The 19,295-nt window shown below is 60.9% G+C and carries 14 protein-coding genes; 5 read left to right on the forward strand and 9 right to left on the reverse strand.

Annotation, left to right across the window (positions count from 1 at the left end):
- Position 1: 1 nt before the first annotated feature.
- Positions 2-1,423 carry an amino acid permease gene (locus F7R20_RS09490; protein ID WP_003205197.1) on the reverse strand — a complete coding sequence of 474 codons (1,422 nt, stop codon included), beginning with the start codon at positions 1,421-1,423 and terminating at the stop codon, positions 2-4.
- Between the two features lie 615 nt (positions 1,424-2,038).
- Here F7R20_RS09490 and F7R20_RS09495 point away from each other — a divergent pair.
- Complete coding sequence (locus tag F7R20_RS09495) at positions 2,039-5,146, forward strand: transglycosylase domain-containing protein (RefSeq protein WP_003205199.1); 3,108 nt, start codon at positions 2,039-2,041, stop codon at positions 5,144-5,146.
- A gap of 21 nt (positions 5,147-5,167) precedes the next feature.
- Here F7R20_RS09495 and F7R20_RS09500 read toward each other — a convergent pair whose 3' ends face one another.
- The 7 genes from F7R20_RS09500 to F7R20_RS09530 all read right to left on the reverse strand — a co-directional run bounded on the left by F7R20_RS09500 (position 5,168) and on the right by F7R20_RS09530 (position 13,110).
- A complete protein-coding gene (locus tag F7R20_RS09500; protein ID WP_003205201.1) occupies positions 5,168-5,656 on the reverse strand; it encodes a CS1 type fimbrial major subunit in 489 nt (162 codons plus the stop codon).
- Positions 5,657-5,942: 286 nt separating this feature from the next.
- Positions 5,943-6,425: a CS1 type fimbrial major subunit gene (locus F7R20_RS09505; protein ID WP_003205202.1), complete on the reverse strand. Its 483-nt coding sequence runs from the start codon at positions 6,423-6,425 to the stop codon at positions 5,943-5,945.
- A 44-nt stretch (positions 6,426-6,469) separates the two neighbouring features.
- Entirely contained in the window at positions 6,470-7,213 is a 744-nt protein-coding gene (locus F7R20_RS09510) for a pilus assembly protein (protein WP_028236683.1), read from the reverse strand.
- A gap of 60 nt (positions 7,214-7,273) precedes the next feature.
- Positions 7,274-8,506: a hypothetical protein gene (locus F7R20_RS09515; protein WP_003205207.1), complete on the reverse strand. Its 1,233-nt coding sequence runs from the start codon at positions 8,504-8,506 to the stop codon at positions 7,274-7,276.
- Positions 8,507-8,568: 62 nt separating this feature from the next.
- Positions 8,569-9,816, reverse strand: coding sequence for a hypothetical protein (locus tag F7R20_RS09520; protein WP_003205209.1), 1,248 nt, complete (start codon positions 9,814-9,816; stop codon positions 8,569-8,571).
- Between the two features lie 150 nt (positions 9,817-9,966).
- Entirely contained in the window at positions 9,967-12,498 is a 2,532-nt protein-coding gene (locus F7R20_RS09525; protein WP_003205211.1) for a CS1-pili formation C-terminal domain-containing protein, read from the reverse strand.
- Between the two features lie 126 nt (positions 12,499-12,624).
- Positions 12,625-13,110, reverse strand: coding sequence for a CS1 type fimbrial major subunit (locus tag F7R20_RS09530; protein ID WP_003205213.1), 486 nt, complete (start codon positions 13,108-13,110; stop codon positions 12,625-12,627).
- Positions 13,111-13,543: 433 nt separating this feature from the next.
- On the opposite strand from F7R20_RS09530, the gene F7R20_RS09535 reads away from it, so the two are divergent.
- Positions 13,544-14,119, forward strand: a complete 576-nt coding sequence (locus F7R20_RS09535; RefSeq protein WP_003205214.1) for a PadR family transcriptional regulator — start codon at positions 13,544-13,546, stop codon at positions 14,117-14,119.
- Entirely contained in the window at positions 14,116-14,901 is a 786-nt protein-coding gene (locus tag F7R20_RS09540; protein WP_003205217.1) for a siderophore-interacting protein, read from the forward strand. The genes F7R20_RS09535 and F7R20_RS09540 overlap by 4 nt, the downstream gene beginning before the upstream one ends.
- A 70-nt stretch (positions 14,902-14,971) precedes the next feature.
- Here the strand turns inward: F7R20_RS09540 and F7R20_RS09545 are convergent, their stop codons facing one another.
- Entirely contained in the window at positions 14,972-17,266 is a 2,295-nt protein-coding gene (locus F7R20_RS09545; RefSeq protein ID WP_027911404.1) for a hypothetical protein, read from the reverse strand.
- 196 nt (positions 17,267-17,462) lie between these two features.
- On the opposite strand from F7R20_RS09545, the gene F7R20_RS09550 reads away from it, so the two are divergent.
- Positions 17,463-17,939: a preQ0 transporter gene (locus tag F7R20_RS09550; protein WP_003205220.1), complete on the forward strand. Its 477-nt coding sequence runs from the start codon at positions 17,463-17,465 to the stop codon at positions 17,937-17,939.
- Between the two features lie 77 nt (positions 17,940-18,016).
- On the forward strand, positions 18,017-19,198 hold the full coding sequence (gene purT, locus F7R20_RS09555) for a formate-dependent phosphoribosylglycinamide formyltransferase (protein WP_003205223.1): 1,182 nt from the start codon (positions 18,017-18,019) through the stop codon (positions 19,196-19,198).
- The last annotated feature ends 97 nt before the right edge of the window (positions 19,199-19,295 follow it).

The following is a 19,295-nucleotide window of genomic DNA, read 5'->3' on the forward strand; positions in this document are numbered from 1 at the left end:
CCTACGAAGCTGAACGCACCGAACCCTGCACATCACCTGTCGGCTGCAACTTGAAGGTATAAAACAGCCCCGTCAGCAGCACCAGGAACGCCGGGCCGACATACAACGCCACGCGGGTGTCCGGGAAGTACGCCATCAGGCCCACCACCAGCACCAGGAAGGCCAGCGCCAGGTACGAGCTGACCGGGTACAGCCACATGCGGTATTTCAGGGCCGCACGCTCTGAAGCGCTGAGGCTTTTGCGGAACTTGAGCTGGGCCAGCAGGATCATCACCCAGGTCCAGATCGCGCCGAACGTGGCAATCGACGTCACCCAGACGAAGACTTTCTCCGGCACCAGGTAGTTGAGCAGCACGCCCAGCAGCAATGCGGCGATGGACAGCAGCAATGCGCGGCGCGGTACGCCGTTGGCCGAGGTCTTGGCGAAACCGGCCGGGGCCTGGCCATTCTGCGCCAGGCTGTAGAGCATCCGCCCGGTGCTGAAGATCCCGCCGTTGCAGGACGACAGCGCGGCGGTGATCACCACGAAATTGATGATGCCGGCGGCGGTCTTGATGCCCAGGCGCTCGAAGGTCATCACGAACGGGCTGCCCTGGGTGCCGATCTCGTTCCACGGGTAGATCGACAGGATCACGAACAGCGCGCCGACGTAGAACAGCAGGATTCGCCAGAACACCGAGCCGATGGCGTTGGGAATGGTTTTCTGCGGGTTCTTCGCCTCACCGGCGGTCAGGCCGATCATCTCCACGCCCAGATACGCGAACATCACCATTTGCAGGGACATCAACACGCCAGACACGCCGTTGGGCATGAAGCCGCCGTGGGCCCAGAGGTTGGAAATGCCCAGGGCCACGCCGTCGTTGCCGAAGCCGAAGGCGATGATGCCGACACCACCGATGACCATGGCGATGATGGTGACGATCTTGATCAGGGCGAACCAGAATTCGAACTCACCGAAGGCCTTGACCGCGATCAGGTTGATCGACCCCATGCTGACCAGCGCCGCCAGGGCCCAGATCCAGCGGGGCACATCAGGGAACCAGATGCCCATGTACACCGCTACCGCGGTGATTTCCGCCACGCAGGTCACCAGCCACAGGAACCAGTAGTTCCAACCGGTCAGGAAGCCTGCCAGCGGGCCGAGGTAGTCCTGGGCATAGCGGCTGAACGAACCGGCCACCGGGTTGTGCACGGCCATTTCGCCGAGGGCGCGCATGATCACCAGGATCGCCAGGCCGCCAATGATGTAGGACAGCATGATCGCCGGACCGGCCATTTCAATAGCCTTGGCCGAGCCGAGGAACAACCCGACACCGATGCAGGCGCCGAGCGCCATCAGGCGGATATGCCGCTCACCGAGTTCACGTTTGAGCGGACCACCCTGGGTGGTCTCGCCATGGGGCAGATGATTGCCGACAGGCATAGGGATACAACCTCGTCTTGTTATTGGATTAGCCACCGAGTGTCCAAAGCGACAGGCCGGTGAGCCTGCCGCCTTGCCGAAACCGGGTCTGTCTTGTGGGCAGACCGTCCTGTGGAACGACAACCTCAGGATCAGCGGGCCATGCAGTATAAAAAGCCAGGGATAGAGAGTTTCACTGTAAAACCTGGGAAATTCAGGGATAAGCCTGCGTCGGAAGTGGCTTTTGGAGAGGCGTTGTCTGGGATTTCAGGTCATACGGAAACGGCGCCGAGTATTGCACAGCATTGGTGCAGCGTCATGTTTTGGCATGGGTAGATGGCTCTAGCGCAGGGCTTTCGGACAACTCCCCGTTTCGCAGCGCCCGCAGTTTTTGATCGTTCCCACGCTCCTGCGTGGGAATGTCGCCAGGGACGCTCCGCGTTCCGGTTCTGGAAGGTGACGCAGAGCGTCACGGGATGCATTCCCACGCAGAGCGTGGGGAACGATCACACCGACAGAGCGGCACCACTGGAGCCTCCTGACAGACGAGGGCAGACAATTTCCCCTCCCCCCACGCCAACCACCGTCTAAGCTTCAAGCAAGTCCGATCAATCTGCGTGAATGGATCAGTCGACTATGGGCGCTTTGTGGCAAACCGATTCGAATGAACCTGTGGTCCCGACTGAACGTATGGAAGAAGCGCCTTTACCTCAAAAAAAACGCCGCGCACGGCACGGCTGGCGGGCATTCTGGTTACTGCTGCTGATTATCGTGGTGGTGGTCGGCCTGGCGGTGGCCAAGGAAATGCGCACCTCGCGGTTTCAGGCCCGGGAGATCAGCAAATACGCTGCGTCCCTGAGCTATGCGGTGCAGCCGGGGCCCAGCGATGCCATCGTTTACCCGGGTGCAGGCCCGTTCGACCGGCGCTTGGGCTACAGCGCGCTGGGGGAATTCCTGCCGCGCCTGCTCAAGCGCGACTACGTGATCCAGGCCCAGGCGCGGTTCTCGCCGGCCTTGATGGACTACGTCGAAAAAGGCCTGTTCGTACCCTATGCGGAAAAGATCCAGGCCGGCCTGACAATCACCGACTGCCGCGCCGCGCCGGTCTATCAGTTCAAGTACCCGCAGCAACTGTATGCGAACTTCGAAGCGATCCCGCCCGTGGTGGTGCAGAGCCTGTTGTTTATCGAGAACCGCTTCCTGCTCGACCCCAAGCAACCTTTGGCCAACCCGGCAGTGGACTGGCCGCGCTTCGGCATGGCGGCCTGGTCGCAGGTCGCCAAGCTGTTGAGCCTGCCGGGACAATCCGCTGGGGGCAGCACGCTGGCGACACAATTGGAGAAGTACCGTCACTCGCCTGAGGGCCTGACCGTGTCCGGCGCGGAGAAAATCCGCCAGATGATTTCCGCCAGCGTGCGGGCTTATCAGGCCGGCCCGCAAACCCTCGAGGCGCGGCAGCGGATCATCCGCGACTACCTCAACAGCGTGCCGCTCTCCGCCGTGCCCGGGCATGGTGAAGTCCATGGCATGGCTGAAGGCTTGCGGGTCTGGTACGGCGCCGATTTCAAGCGGGCCAATGAACAGCTGTTCAGTACCGCCACCGACCCCAAGAGCCTGGCGGGAAAAGGCTTGGCCCTGCGGGAAATGCTGTCGTTGATGATCGCCCAGCGCCGCCCCTCCCATTACCTGTCCAAGGGTCACGATGAACTGGCGCGCCTGACCGACAGCCACATCCGGCTGTTGGCGCAGAACGGCGTGATCGATGCGGCACTGTCCGAGGCAGCCCTGGCGAGCCAGGTCAGTTATCGCGACTGGGTCCAGGACCCGACCGTCCAGCCCAACGAAACCAACAAAGGCATCAGCGCCGCCCGCAGTCGCCTCGCCGCCCTGCTCAATCGTCCGCTGTACGACCTCGATCGCCTCGACCTCTCCGCCACCAGCACCTTGCAAAGCGACTTGCAGGCCCAGGCCACCGACTACCTCAAGCGCTTGGCCGACCCGGCCTTCGCGACCGAGATCGGCCTGATGGGCGAACGCCTGCTGACCCCCACCAGCACCACCCAGGTGCGCTACAGCTTCACCCTGCTGGAACTGACCCCCGACGGCTCGCGCGTGCGGGTGCAGACCGACAGCACCGACCAGCCCTTCGACATCAACGAAGGCAGCAAGCTGGAACTGGGCTCCACCGCCAAGTTGCGGGTGCTCACCACGTATCTGCAGATCATCGCCGAGCTGCACGAGCGCTATGCCCAGCAAACCCCGGCGGCATTGAAGAAAGTCGACATCGCCGAGCCGGACCGCCTCTCCCGCTGGGCCGTGGACTACCTGATCCAGAACACCGACCGCAGCCTGCCGAAAATGCTCGAAGCCGCGCTGGACCGCACCTATTCAGCCAGCCCCGGAGAAGCGTTCTTTACCGGTGGCGGGCTGCACACCTTCCACAACTTCCGTAACGAGGACAACGGCCGCATCCCCACGCTGCGCGACGCCCTGCGTGAATCGATCAACCTGCCTTTCATCCGCCTGATGCGCGACCTGGTGCGTTACGCCACCTATGCCGGCCCCAATAACAGTTCCGAACTGCTCAAGGACGACAAGGACCCGCGCCGCCAGGAATACCTGGCCCAGTTCGCAGACCGCGAAGGCACCTCGTTCCTGCTCAGGTTCTGGAAGAAGTATCAGAAAAAGGACACCGGCCAACGCCTGGAAACCTTCCTCGACGGCATGCGCCCTACGGCGATCCGCCTGGCCGCCGTGCACCGTTATTTCTTTCCCAACGACAGCCAGGAGAGCTTCAACCGCTTCGTGCGCGCGCACTTGAAGTCGGCCAAGGGAGCCGAAAAACTCACCGACGAACGCCTGGAACGGCTCTACCAGAGCTACGGCCCCGGCGCCTATGACCTGCCGGACCAAGGCTTCATCGCCAAGGTCCACCCGCTGGACCTGTGGTTGATGGGTTACCTGCTGAACAACCCCGACGCCAAGTTCAGCCAGATCGTCAAGGCCAGTGAGTTCGAGCGCCAGGAAGTCTACAGCTGGCTGTTCAAGAGCCGGCACAAGAGCGCCCGCGACAGTCGCATCCGCACCATGCTGGAGATCGAAGCCTTCCTGGATATCCATCAGCGCTGGCAACAAGTCGGCTACCCTTTCGACCACCTGGTACCGTCGCTGGCCACCGCCATCGGCAGCTCCGGCGACCGCCCCGCCGCGCTGGCGGAACTGGTGGGCACTATCCTCAACGATGGCATCCGCAAGCCCGCGCTGCGCGTCGACAGCCTGGATTTTGCCGTCGGTACGCCTTACGAGACACGCCTGGTGAGCAATCCGGATAACGGCAAGCGCGTGATGCCGGCGGAAGTGGCCCAGGCCTTGCGCGGTGCGCTGTCCCAGGTGGTGGATGCCGGCACCGCGAAACGCGTGGCCGGCAGTTTCAAACTGGCCGATGGCACACCGTTGGCCATGGGCGGCAAGACCGGTACCGGTGACAACCGCATCGAAGCCGTCGGCTCCGGCGGGCGAGTGATCAGTTCCAAGTCGATCAACCGCACCGCCACCTTCGTCTTCTACATCGGCGACAGCCATTTCGGCACCCTGACCGCCTTCGTGCCAGGCGCCTCGGCGCAGAACTTCAAGTTCACCTCGGCCTTGCCAGTGCAGGTGCTCAAGGGCATGGCGCCGTTCCTCTCGCCCTACTTGCAACCGGGCAGCCACACCCAATGCAAGCCCTTGGTGGCAAGCCACTGATGGTCAGCGACGTGGTGTGGGTCAAGGGGTTACGCGAGGCACCGCGTCGAAGATCACGGTCAAGTCGGCGGTGTACAGGCCGTGCTGACCATCGTAGACCTTGTCCGAGGCCATGATGTGCATGTCCGCCTGGGTGCCTGGCGTGGACGTTGCGTCATCCACCACTTCCTGGGACACACCGGTCAGGCGGATATTGTTGAACCTGACAAGCAGGGGAATGGCGTCACTGCCGTTGGTCAACCACGCCCGGCCGCCCTCGAGATAGGCGTGGACCGAGCCATCGGTGTGCTTCACATCGAAGGTCTGGCGCAGCGGGCTCAGTTGGCTGTTCACCGGGTCGAAATGCATGACCTCATCCTTGCCGAAGTCCGGATTGCGCGGCTGCACATGGAACTGCTTGTTGGGAATGTTCGCGGTGATATGGATGGCGGTGCGTGCATCATCAGCCGCCAGCACCAGTGAAGGACTCAGGATTGCAAGGGTCGTCATGAACATCACTTTTCTAAACATGCTTGATACCTTTTCAGAGTAATGAAACGAAGTGGAGACCACCTTGTGGCGAGGGCGCTTGCTCCCGCCGGGTTCCAACCCACACCTTTTGATCGTTCCCACGCTCTGCGTGGGAACGCATCCCGTGACGCTCTGCGTCACCTTCCAGAAGCGGAACGCGGAGCGTCCCTGGCGACATTCCCACGCAGGAGCGTGGGAACGATCGAGATCAAAAGATCGCAGGCTTCGCCAGCGCCTACAGAACCGAGACGCTCGTAGCCCGTATTCCAACCCACACCTTTGTTTCTCACGGCGCAATGGCATCGAACACCATGTGCACCGTGCCGTAGTAATCGCCGGGCTTGTATTCGTCGGCGGGTTTGATGGCGGCGATTTCCAGCGGCACCTGGCGTCCGGGCCGGGCCTCGATAGCTGACACCACGTGGTTCGAATCCAGGGTCAACTCGACGTTGTTGAACCGTACCCGCAGGTCGATGCGCTCACGACCGTTGGATAGGTACGCCTCTTCGGCCAGGCGCGCGCCGATAGCACCGTTGCTGTTCTTCACCTCATAGGTCGCCCGCAACGGGCTGAGCTCGTTGGTGATGGTGCTGAAGGGCAAGCGTTGTTCACGCTGGACCAACTGCGGATCGAGGGGCAGCACATAGAAATCCAGCGTCGGGATGGTCACGTAGAGTTCGAAGGTTTCCCGTTCGACCGCGCCCCAGGCCGGGCTCCAGGGCAACATCAGAGCGGTCAATGCGAGGGGACTTAGCAGTGTCTTGAACATTTTGATTACCTGTGGCGTCAACGACGGTTCGGCGACGGCAACCGTCAACCCTTGATCTCGACGGTCTTGCTCTGGCCGCCCTCGATCAGCGTGAAGCGATATTCACGCCCCGCCTCCTTGTCGAACGAAAACGCGCGACCGGCCATGACGTGGTGTTTGGTGGTCGGCCGGCAGTCGTTTTCTTTCTTCACCGCACAATCCTTGAACTCATCGAGCACCAGGACGCTGTTGCCGTTGTTGCGCATAACGTAGCGACTGGCGCTGTCATCGATCACCGTCTCGAAACGGGTGTCCTTGGGACGCACAAAGAACACCGTGCCGTAGCCCGCCAGGACCTTGACCCCCGCCGCCACGCGTTCTTTCTTGTACTCTTCGCGCTCCTGCGCACTGACGGCAAATTCGTCCTCCGCTTCCGGCACCACCGGCACGAAACGCACCCGGAAGTAACGCTCCTTGTCACGGTTGCCCATGAACAGCAAGCGTGTGCCCTGCATGCCGTTGGCCGGCACGATCAGCCGCGCCGGGCTGGCCATCAGGCCGTCCTTGGCCATGGCACTGGCCTGGTTCTGCAGCGGCACTTCCTGATAGGTGCCGTCCTCGTTGTAGATGATTTCCAGAATGTTGACCTTGACGAATGCCGTGGACGTCCCGCCGTTGAACACCCGTTTCATGTAGGTGCTTTTGTCGCCATCAAGGTAGTCGTAGACCACCCCGACACCAATCTGCGGCCCGGCCTGGGCCATGCCGCAAAACAGATAAAACCCAACCCATGCCCATAGATGTTTCATCACTTTTTCAACCTCATGCATTAAACGTAATTCACTGAATATGGCTGGCCCTAAGGGCTCTCAGACTTCCGAATCCCAGATCACCGTGACGTTGCCGGCATAAGCCTTGGCGCCGCTGTCGAGCATCTCTTCGACGCTGGTGCGGGCTACTTCAAAATGCAGAGTGCCCGGCCGGCGATCGATGTAAAAACCCGGCTGGAACAGCTCGGTGCCACTGCCGTCACGCAGTAATCGGCGGCGGTTGATCGATTGCCCGGCGGCGTCGGTCAACCCGTCGGGCAGGGTCACGCTGACGTCCACCGGCACGGCATGACCGGTGCCGGTTTCGGCAATCGCGCAGGTGTTGCCGCTGGTGTGCTGGCATTCGATGGCCATCTTGAAACGTGACGAGGCCGAGATATGGAAACGTTGGTCGCGAAACAGCTGCGCCGGTTTTCGCCCGCTGTTCAGCCAGGCTTGCCAGCCTTGCGGCGGCACCAGTTCCACGCGGTTGCCGCCGGGGGGCACTTCGACCTGGAGGGTGTGCTCGATATCGAGTTTGAAATTGAGGGTGATCACCGAGTCACTGGGGAGCATGACGTCGCCCATGTCGAAGTCTTGTCCCGGCCCAACGCCATAGCTCACTGAACCGGTGTATTGGCCGGACGACATCCTCAATGGGTTGGGGGTGCGCAGTTCGTAGGCGAAATCCAAGTGGCGGTAGGACATGCTGGGGATCAAGTAGCTGGCCCTTTTGGCACACACCCCCTCGGTCGGTGTCTTCCAGAAAAAGTTATAGATCCACTCGTTCATGGTCGCAAAATTACTGGATCGACAGGGCGAAGGCGCATACCTCCAGCTGGAACCGCTCCATAACCTGGTATGAGCGGTTGAGAGATCCACACCGCCGCCCACCAGGCTGATTACGCTGACAGGAAGTTGGTAACGCGAACCTATGCCGGAGATGCGAACTTGAACAATTTCAGTTTCGCCCGTACCCGTATGGGTCACCTGTGCCAGACGCCAAGTGGCCGGTACATCGAACATTGCCCCTTGCCGGGAATCCCCATGATTGGCCTGAATGGGACCGGTGGAGTCGAAGACAATGGGCAGCTGGATGCTGAACATTTTTTCCGCATCGCATACCGCCGGATACAGTGCGCAATAACCCGAGACCGGGGTGGTATTGAGAAAGGTGTTTTGGTTGGGCTTCGAGGGATCGGGCCTGAAGATCGCGCTGATATCCTTGCTCACGGCATCAGCCGTCGATGCGCACGTCAACACCACCACCGATACCATGCCTTGCACTGCCATTGGTAACTGCTTCATCTCTACCTCACCCTCAAATCGGCCCGGACCGCCCAAGCCACTCCTTTTTAAACTTCCGAATCCCAAATAACGGTGACGTTGCCGGTGTAGGCCTTGGCGCCGCTGTCGAGCATCTCTTCGACGCTGGTGCGGGCCACTTCAAAGTGCAGAGTGCCCGGCCGGCGATCGACATAGAAACCTGGCTGGAACAGTTCGGTGCCGCTGCCGTCACGCAGTAACCGGCGGCGGTTGACCGGTTGCCCGGCGGCGTCGGTCAAGCCATCGGGCAAGCTGACGCTGACATCCACCGGCACGGCATGACCGGTGCCGGCTTCGGAGATCGCGCAGGTATTGCCACTGATGATTTGGCATTCGAGCGCCATCTTGAAACGTGAGGAAGCGGAGATATGGAAGCGCTGGTCACGAAACAACCGCGTTGGTTTGCGACCGCTGTTCAGCCAGGATTGCCAGCCTTCCTGGGGGACCAGTTCCACGCGGTTGCCGCCGGGGGGGACTTCCACCTGGAGGGTGTGTTGGACTTCAAGATTGAAATTGAGCGTGAGCGCCGAATCGGTGGGGAGCATGACATCGCCCATGTCAATGTCCTGCCCCGGCCCGACGCTATAAGTCAGCGACCCGGTGTATTGGCCGGACGACATTTTCAGTGGGTTGGGGGTGCGCAGTTCGTAGGCAAAGTCCAGATAGCGGTAAGAAAAGCCAGGGATCAAATAATTGGCCCCTTTTGCACATACCCCCTCTACCGGGGTTTTCCAGAAGAAGGTGTAGTCGGTATTGGTATACAACCCTATACCGCTGTATCTACAAGGCGATGGGGCATATACCCAACTAAGGCCGTTCCATAATCGTTGATGGGCGATCAAGAGCGACACGCCGCCACCTACCAAGTCGATGACGTTACCAGAGAGTCGGTATGTCGAACCTATACCGGACCAGCGCACTTCAACGACCTCGGTTTCACCCGTCACTGAATGGGTCACCTGTGTCGTGCGCCAAGTAGTAGGGAGTTTAAACATCGCGCCCTGTCGAGCATCCCCATGGTTGGCTTGAATAGGACTGGTCGAACTGAAGATAAAGGGCAACCGAATGCTGAACATCTTTGTTGCCCTGCATTCCGACGGATATTGTGCGCAGTAACCGCTAACAGGCGTGGTATTGAGAAAGGTATTTTCGTTGGGTTTCGATGAGTCAGGCCTGAACAGTGCGCTAATGTCCTGGGTCAAGGCATTGGCCGTAGGCACACACGCAAACAACAACACCGAGACCACGCTGCGCACTGCAACCGATAAGGGTTTCATTTATACAACCTCATACATCAAGACAAATCATTGCAAATAGGTGGTGAGCAACTCACCTGTGGGAGCAAGGCTTGCCCGCGATGCAGGCGCCCGGGTCTTCAGGTGAACGGCGTTATCGTTCATCGCGAGCAAGCTTTGCTCCCACGGTTCTCATGAGCGCTGCTTCGTCCCGGCCTCGGCCAGCGTCGTATCGGCCAGGGTGTCCGGCGTGCAGCGCAAGTCACCGATCATCAGCACATCGCCTTCGCGGCCGGCGTTGTCCGGGTCGAGGCGGAACCGGCAGAACAACTCATTGCCGTAGCGCACTTCCAGGGTGGGCGAGCCGGCATTCATTTCCATGGAGAAGAACCCGTCCACCTCGCTGATGCCGCGACTGGCGTGGTTGATCACGTGATGGCCCCGAAGCGGCTGGCCCTGCCCGTCCAGCAAACGCCCGAGCACGGTCACGGTTTTCATCACATGGATCTTGCGGTAGTCGACCCCACCCTTGTTCAGGTGATAACGGGTGCGCGACGGCTCGATGTTCGCCGCCGGCGGATGCACGCCATCGAAGTCGAAGGTCACCATGCTGTTTTTGTAGGCGGTGATGGGGACGAAGTTACGGCCCGGACGCAACGCCGTGCTGCCACCGGTCAGGTCATCGGCGCGCAGGGCGACATTGTCCAGATCGGTCTCCACGTCGACGATCATGCCCGCGCCGCGCCCCTGGGGCAGGCCGGTGAAGGCGGCCTTCTGGCCGCCCACGGCCACGGTGCTGCTCAGGTTCAGGCCGCCGGTGAGGTTGTCGTTATAGGACGAGCGCTGGACGAAACCGTCGCCGTAAAGCGAATCGGTCATGAAACTGGCGATGCCGGACAGGCCCACGCCATAGGTGTCGGCCAGCGCCGTGGCGGAGACGCTTTGCAACACGTGATCTTCCAGGTCCCGGCGATAGGTCAGCGAGGCATTGTGGTCGCGATCGCCGTCCCGCGAGGTACGGGTGCCGATGCTGCCCGACCAGTACTCGCCCGGCCCGCCCAGGGCGACGCTGACGCTCAGGTCGACGCCGCGATTGCGCCGGTCGGCGGTACTCGAGGTGCCGGGGCGGTCGAACACCGACAGCCGCCAGTTGGCATCGCTGCCACGCAGCTTGCCGCGCTGGGTCCAGCCCAGGTCCAGGCCGGTGCCCTGGACATTGCCTTCGCTGTAGGCCAGCCGTCCGTTGACGGAGGTCTTGTTGCTCAAGCGATGGTTGACCGACAGCGACGAGTTGCTGGTATGGCCGACGAACACGTTGCGCTGGCGAATACGAGTGCCGTCCGCCAGGGTTTCATAGGTGTTGCGGGTGTCCAGCCAACTGCGGTTGTGGCTGGCCACCACGCTGCCATGGCCATAGCTGTACAAGCCTTGCACGTCCATGCCGGTGCCGTACTGCTGGGTCTGATAGACGTTGGCGTACAGGCTGGTGTTGGTCGCCAGCGTCCAATCCACCGAGGTGCCCACTTGCAACTTGTCCTGCACCTGGCGCGTGGAGGCGCCCAGGATCACCCGCGGATGCAGCAGGTAGTTGAGGCCGACGCCCGCTGTCGTGAACCCCGAGGGCTGGTCTTCCCAGTTGCTCCAGAGCCTGGTCTCGCGCCCGGCGAACAGGTTGTAGCGCCAGCGGTCCTCCGCGTCGCTCCAGTTATTGGGCTTGTAGACCAGCTCCTGGCTGGTGGCGGTGGTTTGCCCGTCCTCGATCAGCCGCACTTCCACTTCATAGATACCGCCGGGCAAGGGCCGGGTGTCCAGGCTCTGCAAGCCGGCGCTGACCGCCTGAGTGTTGATCAGCAAGCCGCTGCGATAAATTTCCACCGACGCCTGGCGGCTGGCGGTGACGTAAATGGGGTAGACGCTGGGTTTGGGATTTTCGATCGCCAGGCTGTCGGAGCTGCCGTACATCACCCCCAACGCGGTGTCCGGGTTGGCGCCGAACGAACGGATCTGCCGATTCAAACCATCGGAGCTGGGCGTGAAATAGCCCAGGCGGAAAAAAGTCCCCTCCATTTCTCGTTGGGTATGGAGCTCATGGACAGCGTGGTACAGCTTGTCGTCCGGCCCGCCAAGACGCGAAAGCTGAAGGTCCAGCGACTGGCTCCAGTTGCCCACGCTGGAACTGGCATTGAGGCCATAACGCCCGCCCGTGTCCTGCTCCTGGCCACCGTTGATGTTCAGTTGGTTGTTGAAGATCAGGCCGAGGCTGCCGCCTTCCGGTTGATCGTAATAGCGCTTGGCTTCGGTGCCTCGCTCGACATCCCGGGTCAGTATCGACACCAATGAATTTTCAAGGCTGTAGTGCACGGCCAGCAGCCCTGACGGACAGCTGCCTTCACAGGCGCCCAGTACTTGTCCTTGCTTGAGATGCTGCGCCCATTGGTCGCGCTCGACAGCTTTTATCGTGCTGTCGTGCGTGTCGGTGAATTCGAGCAGGGTTATACGATCGTCCCGCGACAAGACCACCATGGCTTCGCCGAGGTACTGTTGATTGAGTTCAATACGAACCGCCAGAGGCACATCGAAGAAGTGCGATTCAAACTCCGCCGGCAGGCCCTTGGCCTGGGACAACAGGCTTCTCGGTGTCGTACCGGGGGCAGTCGGCGCGGCCCATGCATTCGCGCACAACAATAGCGCGAGCGCACCCGCGATGGGTGTCATCGGAAACATCAACGGATTCTCATAATCTGCGAGCGATCAAGGCGTTTCAGGTGCTGGCCGCCCGGCTGGGGAGCGCCGGACGGCCTGCGGCGATGCCCGTGCAGTGAGCTGGAACTCACCGGGCATCGAACAGGATCACGGGCGCGGCACGGCGTCGAAGATCACGGTCATGTCGGCGGTGTACAGACCGTTCTGGGTATCCAGAGGCTTGGCCGCGACAATGGTCATGTCAGCCTGGGTGCCTGGAGTGGACGTCGCATCATCCACCACTTCCTGAGCGATGGCGGTCAGGGTGACGCCATTGAAGTTGGTGGTCAGGGCAATGGAGTCACTGCCGTTGTACAGCGCCGCCGGGCCACCCTCGATGTAGGCATGGACCGAACCTTCGGTGTTCTTCACGTCGAAGGTCTGGCGCAGCGAAGTCAGGGTGCCACTGACCGTGTTGTAGCTCATGATTTCATCCTTACCGAAGTTCGGGTCACGTGGCTGCACGTGGAACTGCTGGGTCGGGATGTTCGCGGTGATGTGGATAGCGGAGCGTGCATCATCGAGCGCGAATACCTGCGAAGCGCCCAAGGCAGCGGCAGTCAGGGAAGCAGCGGTTACGAATTGTTTGAGCATGTTGTTAACACCTGTTCTTGGCATAAAGAGAAAGGTTGAAGTGGCAGTTCAACAACAACTTGATCTGCTCCTCCAACGCCGGGGCATGATCGGCTCTTTGCAATTAAAAAAAAGCAGGCAGATTCCCACAAGCGTGTAGTAAAACCGGCACACGAATGGGCGAAAAATACCCGATTCTTTATAAAATTTAAGTTTGTATGTCAGAAACGGCCCACACGCCCAGCAGTATCGCCGCGCCCTTCAAAGTCAAGAAAAACCGCCGCAAAATCCCATCATCCACTGCCATATCGTATTCAGGTAAGGTCTTGTTTCATCAGAAGTAGCGGGCAACGAAACTCGATATATCTTAGTTCCTAGTTATATCCATCCTTAAAGATATATCTCACGGCAAAGTTATATCTCAGCCCTATCTTATGCAGAACGGAGAACGCATATGACAGATCCTTATTCCCATTTCAAACGCGAATACGAACACGACGGTTTCGAACGACACTCGGCGCGCCGTGAACGTAACAGTCGCGCCCCACGGGTCTTTGCCGCCGGTGACCTGAAGTTGCTGTCACTGGCGCTGATTGCCGAACAACCTTGCCACGGTTATGACCTGATCCGCCGGATCGAAAACATGTTCGACGGCGCCTACAGCCCCAGCCCCGGCGTGATCTACCCGACCCTGTCCTTCCTGGAAATGAGCGCAATGGTCACCTGTGGCGTCGATGATGGAAAAAAATGCTACAGCGTGACCGATGCCGGACGTCTATTACTTGAGGACCAGGCCCAAGCGTTGGATGAGGTGCGCACGCGCATTGAAATCAGCAAGCGCACGCTGCGCGGCCATGATCGTCCCCCGGAAATCCAGGAAGCGGTGTATAACCTGCGGCATGCGCTGCAAAAGCATCCTGGCCACTGGAGCCCGGAAGAAATCCGGCGGGTGCGCGACCTGCTCAACGACACCGCCAAAGCCATCATCGACGGCCCCGACCGTCCACCTGTCTCGGAGTCAAGCCAATGACTGAAGTCGATCCAAATGCCATTCACCGCGTCACCCACGAGATCAAACGCCGTCGCCTGCAGGTGTTGCGGGTGCAGGACCTGACCCCACGCATGCGCCGCATCACCGTCGGCGGGCCGGAACTGGCCGGGTTCGTCAGCCTGGGCACCGACGATCACGTGAAGTTGCTGTTCCCGCAGAACGCCGAGGAACATGCCGCCCTGGAAAACTTCAACCCCGGCGCCGGCAAGGCTCAGGGGCCAATGCCCGAGATGCGCGACTACACCCCGCGCCGCTATGACCTGGACACCCTGGAGATGGACATCGATTTCGTGCTTCACGGCGACGGCCCGGCATCTACCTGGGCGGCCCAGGCGGCGCCAGGGCAATACCTCCACATAGCCGGGCCACGGGGCTCGATGATCGTGCCGGACATCTTCGACAGCTACCTGCTGATCGGCGACGAAACCGCCCTGCCCGCCATCGCCCGCCGCCTCGAAGGCCTGGCGTCCAACCGGCGTGCCCTGGTGGTGGTGGAAGTGGAAAACGGCGCCGAACAGCAAGTGCTCCAAAGCCCGGCGCAGGTGCACGTGATCTGGGTGCTGCGCGAAGGCCGCCAGGACAACCTGCTGCGCACCGTGCAACAGCTGGAAATGCCCGGCGGCAAGCTGTACGCCTGGGTCGCGACCGAAAGCAAGGTGTCGCGGCAGATTCGCAAGGTGTTGCTGGAGGAGAAAGGCCTGGCCCAGGATTTCGTGAAGGCGGTGGGGTATTGGAAGGCGGAGGGTAGCGACGAAGAATGAGGGGCCGTTCACTGGCCCCTGCGCCACGGGCATCGTCTCCCATCACTCGCTCATGACAGCGTAACCTTGGCTACAGCATGCGCAGACGGATGTCGGTCACGTAGTAGTCATTGCCCACGCCACTGGCTTGGTGACTGTTGACATGCAGCTCGATTTCCCGCTCAGTCGCGACAAATTCACCCCTGAGCACTTGCCAGGTGGTCGTTGCCAAGGTGACAACCTCACTGATACGTCCATGGGTTTTCGTCGCAAGCGACAGGCTGGGCACCGCATCGGACGTGTTGGCGTGGCGTCGTGCATCGAGACTGAATTCGTAGCGTGCGCCTACCCTCAGACCTATGTAGCCCTTCCATAGCACAATCCCGGCCGAACTATCGGTATAGGTTCCATTGCCCAGGTATGTGCGTCCGCCTTCGCCCTGACTAAAATTCCAATCCCGCGGATCCTGCGCCGCCGGTCCAGCACGCCATCCATTCCAGTTAGTGTTTTCAAATCTGGACACGTCATCCAGGGGCAACGGGGTTACCAGATAAGTTCGTATTGGAAAGGCGGTGGCCTGGCTTTTATCAACGCTGCGATTGAAGGTCACATCCAGGATAAGCTTGAGGTCCGAGCCGTTGCGCAAGCGATTGATCTGGGTCCGCGGCAGCACCACCGACAGGCCCGCGGTCACTTCCCCGGGGCTCACCGGTCTCGCGGTGTACAGATCAATACTGAAATCCAGGCCGTTCAAGTCAGTCCCTTCAGCACGCAACCACACGCACTGACCTGCGGCGATCAGCGGCCAGGGCTCCACGTCGACGCGGGAGTCTCCGGCGAAGCTGTCGATGTTGAACTCAGTGCCCGCACCGCCATTGGCGGCATCCACGATCAAGGGTCTGGGCAGCGCGGAAAGCTCCAGCACAGTCAATGTCAGGGGCGGCGACGGTGGCCAGGTCACGTCGCGCGTCACGGTGTAGATGACCGTCACCGACTTGCCCAGACTGTAGGCCACGACCTCGGGTGGCAGATCGATCGGTTTCTCACCCACCGTCCCCACCTCTTGCGGCGTGGTGGTGTGCGAGCCCCCCTCCGGCGTGCCGTGCCCGGCCCAGGTCACGCTCACCTTGTCCGTGCTCAGCATGCCTTGGTAATGCGGCACCAGCGCGGTCAGTGTGCTGGCGGCCTTGATAGGATCGAGCACGCTACCAGTGGCCTCTTCGATTTCGGGTGGCGGCAACCCCAGTGCCGTGCCGATGACCGTCGCAATTGCGGTTTTTGAAGAACCTATGGGTGTGGTGCCCCTCAACAACCTGTATGACACGTGCACGGTACTGTCCGGGAAGACCTTGTCGTTAGGGATCTGAAGCACGCAGGCCTTTTTCTGCCCCAACTCATCCACCTCGACAATGCCCGTCACGGGCACCACGACCTCCGGCTGGCCCATGACTTTGGCCGTATAAGTTGCCTCGATGAGGTCCCCAGGCATAAAACGCGGGTCGCTGGTCAGGATGATCAACGACAGCGGGTTGGCACCCAGTTTGTCGAGATCGATGATGCTTGGGTCATCGCCCGCTTCGCTCAGGATTTCCCGTGGAATCGGCGCCAACAGTCTTTGCCCGGCCTTGTCCACCTCCACTATTTGCACGGCTGACCAAACGTTGTCGAGATCCGGGCTGTTAAAGAGTTGGTCTCTGACAGTGAAGGAAAACATGAATTCAGGATCGTCGACCAGATCGGCGCTGGTGACGTCGAAACATATCCGGGTAGGCGTCGCCGAGCCGTGGTTTGGCGGGGCGGGGGCCTGGGTTGCATCCACCTTGTGAAATACGTCATGGCCATTACAATTGAGCCGGATTTCGTCATAGGCCCGGCAGTAGGGGTATTCCACGCAGACCGTCGCACTGACGAAACCTGGGCCCACACCGTTCTTGATTTCGTCCGGCAATAGCAACACCAGTTCCGAATGCCCGGGCTCACCCGGTGACCTGTCCTGGTTGCCCGGCCGGATGCTGTTGTACAGGATCTCCAGCGGAGGGGTCGAGGTTTGATCGTTCATACCGGGGCGTTTCACGGTGTACGTCAGTCGATTGACCAGGCCGGGCAACAATTTGCCATGTGGAATGTACAACGTGACATCATCATCGAGGCCCTGAGTCTGTTTGCTATCCAGCGCCTCCTCACCATTGAGGTTGATCGAAACGTTGTCGTTTGGCTGCTGGCCCCAATAAGCCTGCACCAACACTTCGCAGCCGAAGGGCAGCGGCACATAAAGGTGGATGGGGACACCATAGTCGGCGCCTGCCACGGGCTGGGTGGCGCCGGGTAAGCTGGGCGGGTACAGGTCAAGTATGGTGGAATCAGCCGTTTTCGATGAGTCGGTCATGAGTAATCCCCACGGAATGGAACAGATATACCGAGGCTCTATCAGAGCTCGAATGCGCGTGGGGGCCTACTGTCAGAGTTGACAGATCCGAACAGGTTTTAGACGAGCGGTTGGGCGGGGGATTTGAATATCACCTTGCGGATCCCGGCCAGATAATCAATTGTTCTGCCGACATTCCATTCAGGTACCCCGCCCCATGCTTTTCCTGCTCGCCTACATCAGCAGTGTCGTGCTGATCAACTTCGCGTTTTCCGCCGCACCGCACCTGGACATTATTTGGTCGGCCTGGGGCGGCCTGGTGTTTATCCTGCGGGACATGGTGCAGACCCGCTTCGGCCACGGTGCCATCGCGGCGATGCTGGTGGCGCTGGTGTTGTCCTATGTCACCTCGGACCCGACCATCGCCCTGGCGAGCGCCACGGCATTCGCGGTGTCCGAGTGCATCGACTGGCTGGTGTTCACGATCACCAAGCGCCCACTCCATGACCGGTTGTGGATCAGTTCGGCCCTGAGCATTCCCCTGGACACGTTCATCTTCTTCGGTTTGATCGACGCCCTGACGCCTGCTGTGGTGATCACCGCCCTGCTCTCGAAATTCGCCGGGGTCACCGCCGTCTGGCTGATCATGGCCTGGCGTTTACGCAAACAGGCCATCGCCGGGCGGTTCATGTAAAATGCCGCGCTTTCTCCCATGGGAAGCTCGCCCGGCGCGCAACCCGCGATGATCCGCTCCTGTTTGAGGACCTTCAGATGACCCGTATCGGAACCCCATTGTCGCCCACCGCGACCCGCGTTTTGTTGTGTGGCAGCGGTGAGCTGGGCAAGGAAGTGGTAATCGAACTGCAGCGCCTGGGCGTCGAGGTGATTGCCGTGGACCGCTACGCCAACGCGCCGGCCATGCAAGTGGCCCACCGCAGCCATGTGATCAACATGCTCGACGGTGCTGCCCTGCGTGCGGTGATCGAGGCCGAGAAGCCGCATTTCATCGTGCCGGAAATCGAAGCCATCGCCACCGCCACCTTGGTGGAACTGGAGGCCGAAGGCTTCACCGTGATCCCCACCGCCCGTGCCGCGCAGTTGACCATGAACCGTGAAGGCATTCGTCGCCTGGCCGCCGAAGAGCTGGGCCTGCCGACCTCGCCGTACTTCTTCGCCGACACCGTGGAAGACTACCGCAAGGCCGTGGAAACCCTGGGTTTCCCGTGCGTGGTCAAGCCGGTGATGAGTTCCTCGGGCAAGGGCCAGAGCCTGCTGCGCAGTACCGATGACGTGCAAAAAGCCTGGGACTACGCCCAGGAAGGCGGCCGTGCCGGCAAGGGCCGAGTGATCATCGAAGGGTTCATCGATTTCGACTACGAAATCACCTTGCTCACCGTGCGCCACGTCGGCGGCACCACCTTCTGCGCACCGGTCGGCCACCGTCAGGAAAAGGGCGACTATCAGGAATCCTGGCAGCCACAAGCCATGAGCCCGGTGGCCCTGGCCGAATCCGAACGCGTCGCCAAGGCGGTGACCGAGGCCCTGGGTGGTCGCGGCCTGTTTGGCGTCGAGCTGTTCATCAAGGGTGACCAGGTGTGGTTCAGCGAAGTCTCGCCGCGCCCGCACGACACTGGCCTGGTGACGCTGATCTCCCAGGACCTGTCGCAGTTCGCCTTGCATGCCCGCGCCATTCTCGGCCTGCCGATCCCGCTGATCCGCCAGTTCGGCCCTTCGGCCTCGGCGGTGATCCTGGTGGAAGGCCAATCGACCCAGACCGCTTTCGCCAATCTGGGCGCGGCCCTCAGCGAACCGGACACCGCCCTGCGCCTGTTCGGCAAACCGGAAGTCAACGGCCAGCGCCGCCTGGGCGTGGCCCTGGCCCGCGACGAATCCATCGAAGCCGCCCGCGCCAAGGCGACCCGCGCTTCCCAGGCCGTCAGGATCGAACTGTAACCAATATCGCTTGCCCATGGTGACCTGTGGGAGCAAGGCTTGCCCGCGATAAAGGCGATGCGGTCTTTCCGAAGTCGAGTCGCCTGTTTCGCGAGCA

It is taken from the genome of Pseudomonas brassicacearum subsp. brassicacearum (assembly GCF_008801605.1).
GTDB lineage: Bacteria > Pseudomonadota > Gammaproteobacteria > Pseudomonadales > Pseudomonadaceae > Aquipseudomonas > Aquipseudomonas brassicacearum.

Bases quoted from the DNA above. Each gene is read 5' to 3' on its own strand.
- F7R20_RS09490 (WP_003205197.1), bottom strand. From the start codon at position 1,423: ATGCCTGTCGGCAATCATCTGCCCCATGGCGAGACCACCCAGGGTGGT.
- F7R20_RS09495 (WP_003205199.1), top strand. From the start codon at position 2,039: ATGGGCGCTTTGTGGCAAACCGATTCGAATGAACCTGTGGTCCCGACT.
- F7R20_RS09500 (WP_003205201.1), bottom strand. From the start codon at position 5,656: ATGTTTAGAAAAGTGATGTTCATGACGACCCTTGCAATCCTGAGTCCT.
- F7R20_RS09505 (WP_003205202.1), bottom strand. From the start codon at position 6,425: ATGTTCAAGACACTGCTAAGTCCCCTCGCATTGACCGCTCTGATGTTG.
- F7R20_RS09510 (WP_028236683.1), bottom strand. From the start codon at position 7,213: ATGAAACATCTATGGGCATGGGTTGGGTTTTATCTGTTTTGCGGCATG.
- F7R20_RS09515 (WP_003205207.1), bottom strand. From the start codon at position 8,506: ATGGCAGTGCAAGGCATGGTATCGGTGGTGGTGTTGACGTGCGCATCG.
- F7R20_RS09520 (WP_003205209.1), bottom strand. From the start codon at position 9,816: ATGAAACCCTTATCGGTTGCAGTGCGCAGCGTGGTCTCGGTGTTGTTG.
- F7R20_RS09525 (WP_003205211.1), bottom strand. From the start codon at position 12,498: ATGTTTCCGATGACACCCATCGCGGGTGCGCTCGCGCTATTGTTGTGC.
- F7R20_RS09530 (WP_003205213.1), bottom strand. From the start codon at position 13,110: ATGCTCAAACAATTCGTAACCGCTGCTTCCCTGACTGCCGCTGCCTTG.
- F7R20_RS09535 (WP_003205214.1), top strand. From the start codon at position 13,544: ATGACAGATCCTTATTCCCATTTCAAACGCGAATACGAACACGACGGT.
- F7R20_RS09540 (WP_003205217.1), top strand. From the start codon at position 14,116: ATGACTGAAGTCGATCCAAATGCCATTCACCGCGTCACCCACGAGATC.
- F7R20_RS09545 (WP_027911404.1), bottom strand. From the start codon at position 17,266: ATGACCGACTCATCGAAAACGGCTGATTCCACCATACTTGACCTGTAC.
- F7R20_RS09550 (WP_003205220.1), top strand. From the start codon at position 17,463: ATGCTTTTCCTGCTCGCCTACATCAGCAGTGTCGTGCTGATCAACTTC.
- purT (WP_003205223.1), top strand. From the start codon at position 18,017: ATGACCCGTATCGGAACCCCATTGTCGCCCACCGCGACCCGCGTTTTG.